Source organism: Bradyrhizobium sp. MV1.5 (assembly GCF_055807615.1).
Genome location: NZ_JBVVPL010000088.1, coordinates 1 through 8,327, shown reverse-complemented (window position 1 = coordinate 8,327; position 8,327 = coordinate 1). Strand labels below are relative to the sequence as shown.

The following is an 8,327-nucleotide window of genomic DNA, read 5'->3' as shown; positions in this document are numbered from 1 at the left end:
GGCGAAGGCCAGGACCCATAACCACAGGGTGAAGTTTGGCGAAGGCTGGTCGTTCGGGATTGGCACCACGCGCGATCGATGGATCACGCGGTATGGGTCCTGGCCTTCGCCAGGACGACGATGGAGAGGCAGATCGCGTCAAACAAGGAGAGGAGCGGCAGCAGTGCTAAACCGTCTGCGCCACCGCGGCGCGCGACTTCGGCGCCTTCGTCATGGCTAACAGCGCGCCCGACTGTCCCGTCAGCGCTGCCAGCACGAGGCCGACCATGTGGTCCAGCCGCTCGTCCTTGGCGTCCTTGGCCAGCAAATCGCGGCCGAAGATCACGCTGAGCGTCGCCGAGTTCGACAGATAGAAGAAGCACAGCCCCGCGATCGAGATGTAGAGCTGGACAGGATCGACCGCGACCTTGAAGTCGCCGCCGGACACACCGCGCCGCACCACGGTGCCGATCATCTCGACGAAGGGCGAGTGCATGGATTTGACCTTGGTCGAGCGCTTCAGGTGCTTTGCGCGCGCGAGATTCTCGGTCTGGAGCAACGACAGGAATTCGGGATTGCGCAGGAAATAATTCCAGGTGAACTCGATCAGGCGGCGGATGGCCTCAGGCGGATCGAGATGCTCGAGATCGAGCCCGCGCTCCTCGCTGCGGATCTTGTCGTAGGCGCCTTCGAGCACCGCGAGATAGAGTTCGTCCTTGTTGCCGACGTGATAATAGAGCATCCGCTTGTTGGCGCCGGCGTTGGCCGCGATGCGGTCGACACGCGCACCGGCGAGCCCGTGCGCCGAGAATTCCTGCTTGGCGGCTTCGAGAATGCGCAGCCGCATCCCCTCGGGATCGCGCTGCCATTTCAGAGTTCGCTTTGCCGCTGCTTTCGCCAAACCGGGTGCTCGCTGGTGGTCTCAGGATGCCGTGTAACACGGGAGCGCGCGTTTGAGAAACGTGGTCATTCCGGGGCGCGCCCTCTTGGGCGCGAGCCCGGAATCCATCGTGCGACAGGGCAAGTGGAGGAATGGATTCCGGGCTCGTCGCTTCGCGACGCCCCGGAATGACTCCCTCAATCCACCGGCTTCGGCGAGCGCTCCAGCAGGACCGTCTGGATGCCGCAGGTGCTGGTCCGCACCGTCATGATCCGCGTGCCCGGCTTGCGGCCGTTGCGCACTTCGCTGATTTCGAGGCCGGCGGCGATCAGGCGGGCGCGCGTAGCATCGATGTCGGTCACCCGCCAGCTCAGGCCCCAGAGGCGGTCATGCTGGGGATCGCCGCCCGCGACGGGACGGCGGACCACCTCGACGACGAGATCGCCGCAGCGGAAGAACATCAGCTGGCCCCAATCCTGATGCGAGCGGTCGAGCGCCAGATCGAGCCCGAGCCGCGCGCCATAGAGCGCGGCGGCGCGATCGGAATCCTCGGTGGTGATCACGACGTGGTCGAGCGCATCGATCGGCGCAATATCGGTTGCCGGCGAAAGCGGACGCTCAGCAGCCAGTTCGAGGAAGAAAATGCGCACGCCGCGCGTGAGCTCCGTGGCGGCGCGCGTCCGCTTCCAGTGCAGGGCCGCGCCGCTCTCTGCATCGCTGCTTTCGACCTCGGCAACCGGATCCGGCTTGAGCGCGACCCGCTCCAGCCGCCGATGCATCTTGCTCATGTCCGCGACACGAAAGCACAGGCTGGCGAGCACGCCTTCCTGGTCGCCGAGCAACGCGCGCATGCGGTCGGCGGTCACGCTGAAGCCGTTCGGCGCCATCAATTCGATGGTCATGTTCGCGAGCGTGAACAGCACCCGGTCGGCGCCCTCGCCCGAATTCTGCCAGGCCGGCGCGCGCCCGAGCAGCGTCTGATAGGCTGCCTTGGCCGCACCGATATCCCTGACCAGTGCGACGACGTGATCGAGGCCGGTGATCATGTTTCCCCCTGTTGATCGGCCCGGAACCGTGGACCGAGAGACGGCGTTTGTCCGGGCTTGGCATTGCCCGGTGATGGTCGTATTCCGGCCGCATGCCGACCTCAAGCACTCCCAGCGGCGGTTTTGCGAATAATTTCAGCGGTCCCGCGGCGGAACCGGTGTTACAGTAAGCGCGCCGGCCGGGACCACAAAGCGCATCACGGACAAGCAATGCAGGCTCTCTTCATCGGACAGACCTATATCGACGTCGTCTTCATTACCGACCACATGCCGACCGGCGACGAGAAGCACGTGGCCTCCGACTACGCGGTTTCCTTCGGCGGCAATGCGGTGACCGCGGCGTTCTGCTGCGCCAAGCTCGGCATCGTGCCCGATCTGATCGCCACGGCGGCCAATGACTGGCTCGGCCGCATGTTCATGGACATGTGCGCGAAATACGCGATCTCGCTGCACGGGCGGAAGGTCAACCAGTCCTCGCTGTCCTTCATCATGCCCAAGGACGGCAAGCGCGCCATCGTCCGCTGCCGCGACGACGACCACATCCATCCGTTCCCGATGCTCAATCTCGGCGGCTGCCGCGCGCTGCATGTCGACGGCCATCAGCCCGATGCCGCGATCCACTACGCGAAAGTCTGCCGCGAGGCCGGCATCTTGACCTCGCTCGACGGTGGCGGCCTGCGGACCAACACGCATGAGCTATTGGAATTCATCGACGTCGCAATCGTCGCCGAGCGCCTGTGCGAGCAGATGGACCTGACGCCGGAGAAGATGCTGGACTACCTCAAGGGCCGCGGCTGCAAGATCGGCGGCATCACCATGGGCGAGAAGGGCCTGCTCTGGTACGACGAGACCGGAACGGTGCAGGTGATGCCGGCGATGCCGATTCCGCGCGAGCGCGTGATCGACACCAACGGCGCCGGCGACGTCTTCCACGGCGCCTATGTCTATTCCTACCTTGCCCATCCTGGCAAAAGCTGGCGCGAGCATTTCGATTTTGCCCGGGCAGCCTCGACCTTCAAGATCCAACGCCTCGGCAACGAAGCCGGCCTGCCGACGCTTGTCGACATCGCCAAGGTGAGGCACGAGTTCGAGGTCAGGGTCTAGCGTTCGCCGAGGTCTCTCATCCGAGGTTTTTTATGGGGCGCGTCTTCGTCGCCGGCAGCATCAACATGGATGTGGTGGCGACGGCCGATCGCCATCCGAAAGTCGGCGAGACCGTCGCCGGCAAGCGGGTGCTGTATTTTCCCGGCGGCAAGGGCGCCAACCAGGCGGTCGCGGCGTCGCGGCTTGGCGCGCGGACCACGTTGATAGGCCGGCTGGGCAAGGATTCGTTCGGCGGTGAGCTGAGGACGTTCCTCGGCACACAAGGTATCGATCTCGGCGCGATCCGCGAGACGGCCGAGGCGCACACCGGCACGGCCATCATCACAGTGGCGGAGGCCGACAACACCATCGTCGTTATTCCCGGCAGCAATGCGCTCGTCGGCGTCGACGACGTCGCGGCCGCGCCGCTGGCGAAGGGCGATGTCGCGGTCAGCCAATTCGAGATCCCGCTGCCGACGATCGCCGCGTTCTTCCGGCGGGCTCGCGACGCCGGAGCCACGACGCTGCTCAATCCGGCCCCGGCACAAACCATGTCGAGCGAATTGCTCGCGCTCGTCGACATCCTCGTGCTGAACGAGACCGAGCTCGGCCTCCTCGCCGGCGTGGAGCTATCTGAAAGTGACGAGGCTGCGCGGATCATCGACGTCGCGCGAAAACTTCAGGCGCGCCAGGACCAGACCATCTGCGTCACCCTCGGCAAGCGCGGCGTGCTGGCGCTCGCGGGACACAAGGAGATTTCGGTGCCAGGCCGCGTGGTGAAGGCGATCGACACCACGGGCGCAGGCGATTGTTTTGTGGGAGCGCTCGCGGCGCAACTCGCCGACGGCGTCGACTTGCGCCCGGCACTCGCCTTCGCCAATGTCGCCGCCTCGATCTCCGTGCAGCGCATGGGCGCGGGACCGTCGATGCCGACGGCCGCGGAAGTCGGCGCGGTGCTCAACGCCGGCTGATCACGCCAGCGCACCCTTCAGGTCAAAACTTTCATCGGCGGCCTGCTCCGGGGTGATCGAGCGATCCAGGCCGAACAGGCGGCGGCCGAACATGTGGTCGCCGGCACGGTTGATCGATTCGATGCCGAGCAGATTGTCCCCCTTGTAGCAGAACGCCGAGAACGCCTTCCTGGCGGGATCGCCGCGTAGCACGACGCGGTCGTAGCCGGTGGTGAGGCCTGCGATCTGGAGCTTGTCCTCGCCCTGGTCGCTCCAGAACCAGGGATGGCTGTCATAGGCCTTGCGGTCGCCGGTCAGCCGTGCCGCGAGGCAGCGCGCGTGATCGGTGGCATTCTGCACCGATTCCAGCCGCTGCGATCCGCCGAAGCGCGGGCTCTTGAACAGCGCGCAATCGCCGATCGCCGAGATATCGGGATCGGCCGTCGCGAGATATTCGTCGACGATGATACCGGCCGCGACCGGCAGCCCCGCCTCCGCCGCAAGCTCGATGTTCGGCAGCACGCCGACGCCGACCACGACGAGATCCGCCGGCAGATGCCTTCCGTCGCTCAAGGAGACGCCGGTGACCTTGCCGTCTTCCGCCTCGATGGACGTTGCCTGCACGCCGAGGTGAATGCGAATGCCGGCCTCGCGATGCCGCGCCTGAAAATACTCCGAGACCTCCGCCGTCACCGCGCGCGCCATCACGCGCGGGGCGAGTTCGAGCACGTCGACCTCGAGGCCCTTGATGCGCGCAGTGGCTGCGAATTCGAGGCCGATGAAGCCGGCGCCGATCACCACCACCCGCGTCTTCGACGGCATGATCTGCCGCAGCGCCTCGCTCTCGTCGAGAATGCGCAAATATTTCACGTCCGGAAGGTTCGCATTGGGCAGATCGAGCAGCCGGTTGCGCGCGCCGGTCGCCAGCACGAGGTGGCCGTAGGGCAGCGTCCTGCCCGAGGCGAGCAGCACCTTGCGCCCCGCGCGGTCGATCGACACGGCGCGGCCCGCGACCAGCTCGATGGTCTGGTCCTGGTAGAATTTCTCCGGCCGGAACATCAGGCTCTCCGGTCCGGCGGAACCCTTGATGTAGGCCTTGGACAAAGGCGGCCGCTGATAGGGCAGATGCGCCTCGTCGTTGATCAGGCAGATAGCAGCAGAAAAGCCCGCCTGACGCAGGGAAGCCGCGACCTGGTAGCCGCCATGGCCGGCACCGATAATGATCACCGGACCATCCGTCATCGGACAGCCCATTTCCGCAAGACACGAGCGTCACCCATGTCGTCTCCTCTCTCGCTGATTTTGGCTTGCTTGCCCAGGAGGAGCCGGCGCTCGTGTCCGTCCCTGACGAAGGCAGGTCCATTTGAGCCTATCGTTCCGCATTGCGCAAGGGCGCCTGCCGGGGATTGTCACCCCTCGCCTTCTGCGTTTTAGTTCGAGCTCCAACCTCATGCCGGGGATTTCAAGATGCCAGCTCCCGTCTCCCAGCCCGACGATCCCGCCTTGCTGCGGATCGACGGGCCGATCGCGACCATCACGCTGAACCGGCCCGCCGCGTTCAATTCGATCAACCTGGCGATTGCGCAAAAGCTCGAACAGCTTGCGGGTTACATCGAAGGCGCCGACGATATCAGGGTCGTGGTCCTCGAAGGCGAAGGCCGCGCCTTCTCGGCCGGCGGCGATCTGCAGACGATCGGTGCGGCGGCTGAGGCCAACACGGTGACGCCTGTCGTCGGCGAGCTCTTGAAGCACTATCATGCCTTCATCGAGATCATCCGGCGCATGCCGAAGATCTCGCTGTCCAGCGTGCACGGCTCGGCGGCCGGCGCCGGCATGGGCCTCGCCTTTGTCACCGATCTCTGCATCGCTGCGGAGGATGCCAAATTCACGCCGGCCTACGCCAAGATCGGGGTGTCGCCGGATGGCGGATCTACGGTCGGCATCGTCAACACGGTCGGCTCGCGTCGCGCGCTGCAGATTTTCCTGGCGGAGGACAATTTTACCGCGCAGCAGGCCTATGAATGGGGCCTGGTTGCCAAGACCGTCCCCGCGACTGAGCTGAAAGCGGCCACGCGGCTGCTTGCCGAACGTCTCGCGCAGAACCCGCCGGCCGCAATCGGGGGCACCAAGTCGCTGGTCTATTCCGCGGCCACCACGCCGGTGAAGCAGCAACTCGACGCCGAGGAGCACAAGATCATCATGGCGATGAACACGGAGGAGTTTCGCGCCGCCGTCAAGAAATTCACCAGCAAGGGAAAGTAGCCCTCACTGCGGACAGATGTACCCCGTGCCCGCCGGCGACTTGAAGCAGCCGACCGACTCGGGGAGTACCTGCCGCGGCAGCCACAGCACCACGCTCGGAAAGTAGATCGCGAACGCGATTGTCCCCAGGAACACCAGATAGATCGGCAACGCCGCACGCAACGCCTTCGCAAAACTCACGCCGACGAATTTCGAGGCCATCAGCAGCACCAGGCCATAAGGCGGCGTGATCAGACCGAAGGCGAGCGTGGCGATCAGCACCACGCCCATATGCACGGCGTTGATGTCGCCGGCTTCCGTCAGCGTGTTGACCAACGGCATGAAGATGATGATGGTCGGCACCGGCTCGATGAAATCGCCGACGATCGTGAACAGCAGCACCATCAAGAGCATGATCAGATGCGGATCGTTGCCCGCGAGCGACGTGATGACTTCGGCGATGTAGCTTGCACCGCGCAAGTACGCGAGCATCCAGCCGAATGCGTTGGCGGCGCCGATCGTGATCAGCGGCAGCGAGAAGATCAGGCCCGCAAGGCAGAAATCGTACGGAATCTTCCTGATATGGCCGCGGTTGAGCGCGGGGATCACGACCGCGACAATCCAGACCACGGCAACGACGCCGGCTTCCGTCGGCGTGAACCAGCCGGTCAGGATGCCGCCCAACAGGATCACGGGGATCATCAGCGGTAGCGCCGCATCGCCGGCCGCGAACACCACCTGCCGCAGCGGCGCGCGCGGCTTGCGCAGGCCGGACGGGCCGAAGAAATAGCAGTAGATCATCAACCCGAAGCCGATCATCAGGCCCGGCACGACGCCTGCCATGAACAGGCCGGCGATCGAGACGTTGCCGACGGCGCCATAGACCACCGCGGTGATGCTCGGCGGCACCAGCGCCGCAATCGTCGAGGCGGATGCGATGATGGCGGCGATGAAGGCCGGCTCGTAGCCCTCGCGCTTCATCGGGCCGCCCAGAGCGCGGCTCATCACGGCGACGTCGGCGGTGGTCGAGCCCGACATTTCCGAGAAGAACATGCTGAAGACGACCACGACCTGCGACAGGCCACCTCTGATGTGGCCAACGAGGGACACCGAGAGGTTGGCTATTCGCACCACCACATTGGCCGAGCTCATGAGCTCGCCGACCAGCAGGAAGAAGGGGATCGCCAGCAGCGCCTCGGAATCGACGCCGTCGAAGATTTTCTGGATGATCGCGGCGAGCGAGACGTCCGACAGCAGCGCGCCGATGAAGACCCCGGCCATCAGCGAGAACGGCACGGGCACACCGAGATAGCCGAAGGACAGGAAGCAGACCGTCATCAACGCCAGAACAATGGGTGCGCTCACGGCTGCGCCCTCATCTGTACGTCGGTGATGACAGGCGCCCCGTCGTCCTCCTCGGGCGGCTCGGGGTGGTCAAAGCCGTTGCGCAAACCGTTGACGAGCTGCTCGATGGTGAACAGGCCGATCAGCACGCCCGACAGCGGGATGATCGCGTAGAGCGAGGCGATCGGGGTGCCGGACGGCAGACGAAAACTGCCGAAGCCCCGAAGATAGTTCTGATAGCCGTACACGATCAGGCAGAAGGCGACGCCGAGCACCACGAGGCGGATAATCACTTCCACGACCAGTCGGGACGTGCCGTGCAACGCCTCGGAGATCGCCGTGAGATAGAGGTGATCATTGCGCCGGGTCGCGGCCGCGGTCCCGACGAAGATCGCGTAGATGAACAGCGTCGAGGTCACTTCCTGGAGCCACAGCCAGGGATGGCCGATGGTGCGGGTGACGATGTCGGCGGTCACCGACAGCGAGAAGCCGAAGCAGAGCACGCCGCAGAGGATCATCAAGGTGAGCTCGAGCCAGTCGAGCCCGCGCCATTTGAGGTGGCGCTGTCGCTGCACCAGCAGTTTGTCGGCGATGGGCATTGTTGCTCCCGGCTGCGGGTTTTCTGAACCTCTCCCGCTTGCGGGAGAGGTCGGCGCGGAGCGCCGGGTGAGGGTTCTCTCCTCGTTGGGAATCTCTCCGCGGAGACACCCTCTCCCCGACCCTCTCCCGCAGGCGAGGGCTTTGCTTAATTGGCCGAGCGGGAGTGAGGCTCGATGTGGGGCATTTTTTTGTGCGTGCTCGGAT

At 65.0% G+C, this 8,327-nt stretch carries 8 protein-coding genes; 3 read left to right on the top strand and 5 right to left on the bottom strand.

Annotation, left to right across the window (positions count from 1 at the left end; all coding sequences use genetic code 11):
• Window positions 1-166: 166 nt before the first annotated feature.
• Both AC0L2J_RS34395 and AC0L2J_RS34390 read right to left on the bottom strand, forming a co-directional pair.
• Window positions 167-826, bottom strand: coding sequence for a TetR family transcriptional regulator (locus AC0L2J_RS34395; protein ID WP_035973911.1), 660 nt, complete (start codon window positions 824-826; stop codon window positions 167-169).
• A gap of 230 nt (window positions 827-1,056) precedes the next feature.
• The gene (locus tag AC0L2J_RS34390; RefSeq protein WP_473395934.1) at window positions 1,057-1,905 is read right to left on the bottom strand and encodes a VOC family protein; all 849 of its coding nucleotides are present in this window, start codon (window positions 1,903-1,905) and stop codon (window positions 1,057-1,059) included.
• A gap of 210 nt (window positions 1,906-2,115) precedes the next feature.
• Between AC0L2J_RS34390 and AC0L2J_RS34385 the strand changes: the two genes are divergently transcribed.
• Window positions 2,116-3,009, top strand: a complete 894-nt coding sequence (locus tag AC0L2J_RS34385) for a sugar kinase (protein WP_473395933.1) — start codon at window positions 2,116-2,118, stop codon at window positions 3,007-3,009.
• A gap of 32 nt (window positions 3,010-3,041) precedes the next feature.
• Window positions 3,042-3,959, top strand: a complete 918-nt coding sequence (gene rbsK / locus AC0L2J_RS34380) for a ribokinase (protein ID WP_473395932.1) — start codon at window positions 3,042-3,044, stop codon at window positions 3,957-3,959.
• On the opposite strand, the gene AC0L2J_RS34375 is transcribed toward rbsK, so the two are convergent.
• On the bottom strand, window positions 3,960-5,180 hold the full coding sequence (locus AC0L2J_RS34375; RefSeq protein ID WP_473395931.1) for an NAD(P)/FAD-dependent oxidoreductase: 1,221 nt from the start codon (window positions 5,178-5,180) through the stop codon (window positions 3,960-3,962).
• 225 nt (window positions 5,181-5,405) lie between these two features.
• On the opposite strand from AC0L2J_RS34375, the gene AC0L2J_RS34370 reads away from it, so the two are divergent.
• A complete protein-coding gene (locus tag AC0L2J_RS34370; RefSeq protein WP_473395930.1) occupies window positions 5,406-6,200 on the top strand; it encodes an enoyl-CoA hydratase/isomerase family protein in 795 nt (264 codons plus the stop codon).
• Window positions 6,201-6,203: 3 nt separating this feature from the next.
• Here AC0L2J_RS34370 and AC0L2J_RS34365 read toward each other — a convergent pair whose 3' ends face one another.
• Window positions 6,204-7,544, bottom strand: coding sequence for a TRAP transporter large permease (locus AC0L2J_RS34365; RefSeq protein WP_007607804.1), 1,341 nt, complete (start codon window positions 7,542-7,544; stop codon window positions 6,204-6,206).
• A complete protein-coding gene (locus tag AC0L2J_RS34360; protein ID WP_473395929.1) occupies window positions 7,541-8,122 on the bottom strand; it encodes a TRAP transporter small permease in 582 nt (193 codons plus the stop codon). The genes AC0L2J_RS34365 and AC0L2J_RS34360 overlap by 4 nt, the downstream gene beginning before the upstream one ends.
• Window positions 8,123-8,327 lie beyond the last annotated feature (205 nt).

What these genes read in the sequence shown, in the direction of transcription:
- AC0L2J_RS34395 (WP_035973911.1), bottom strand. Translation starts at nt 826, where the DNA reads ATGCGGCTGCGCATTCTCGAAGCCGCCAAGCAGGAATTCTCGGCGCAC.
- AC0L2J_RS34390 (WP_473395934.1), bottom strand. Translation starts at nt 1,905, where the DNA reads ATGATCACCGGCCTCGATCACGTCGTCGCACTGGTCAGGGATATCGGT.
- AC0L2J_RS34385 (WP_473395933.1), top strand. Translation starts at nt 2,116, where the DNA reads ATGCAGGCTCTCTTCATCGGACAGACCTATATCGACGTCGTCTTCATT.
- rbsK (WP_473395932.1), top strand. Translation starts at nt 3,042, where the DNA reads ATGGGGCGCGTCTTCGTCGCCGGCAGCATCAACATGGATGTGGTGGCG.
- AC0L2J_RS34375 (WP_473395931.1), bottom strand. Translation starts at nt 5,180, where the DNA reads ATGACGGATGGTCCGGTGATCATTATCGGTGCCGGCCATGGCGGCTAC.
- AC0L2J_RS34370 (WP_473395930.1), top strand. Translation starts at nt 5,406, where the DNA reads ATGCCAGCTCCCGTCTCCCAGCCCGACGATCCCGCCTTGCTGCGGATC.
- AC0L2J_RS34360 (WP_473395929.1), bottom strand. Translation starts at nt 8,122, where the DNA reads ATGCCCATCGCCGACAAACTGCTGGTGCAGCGACAGCGCCACCTCAAA.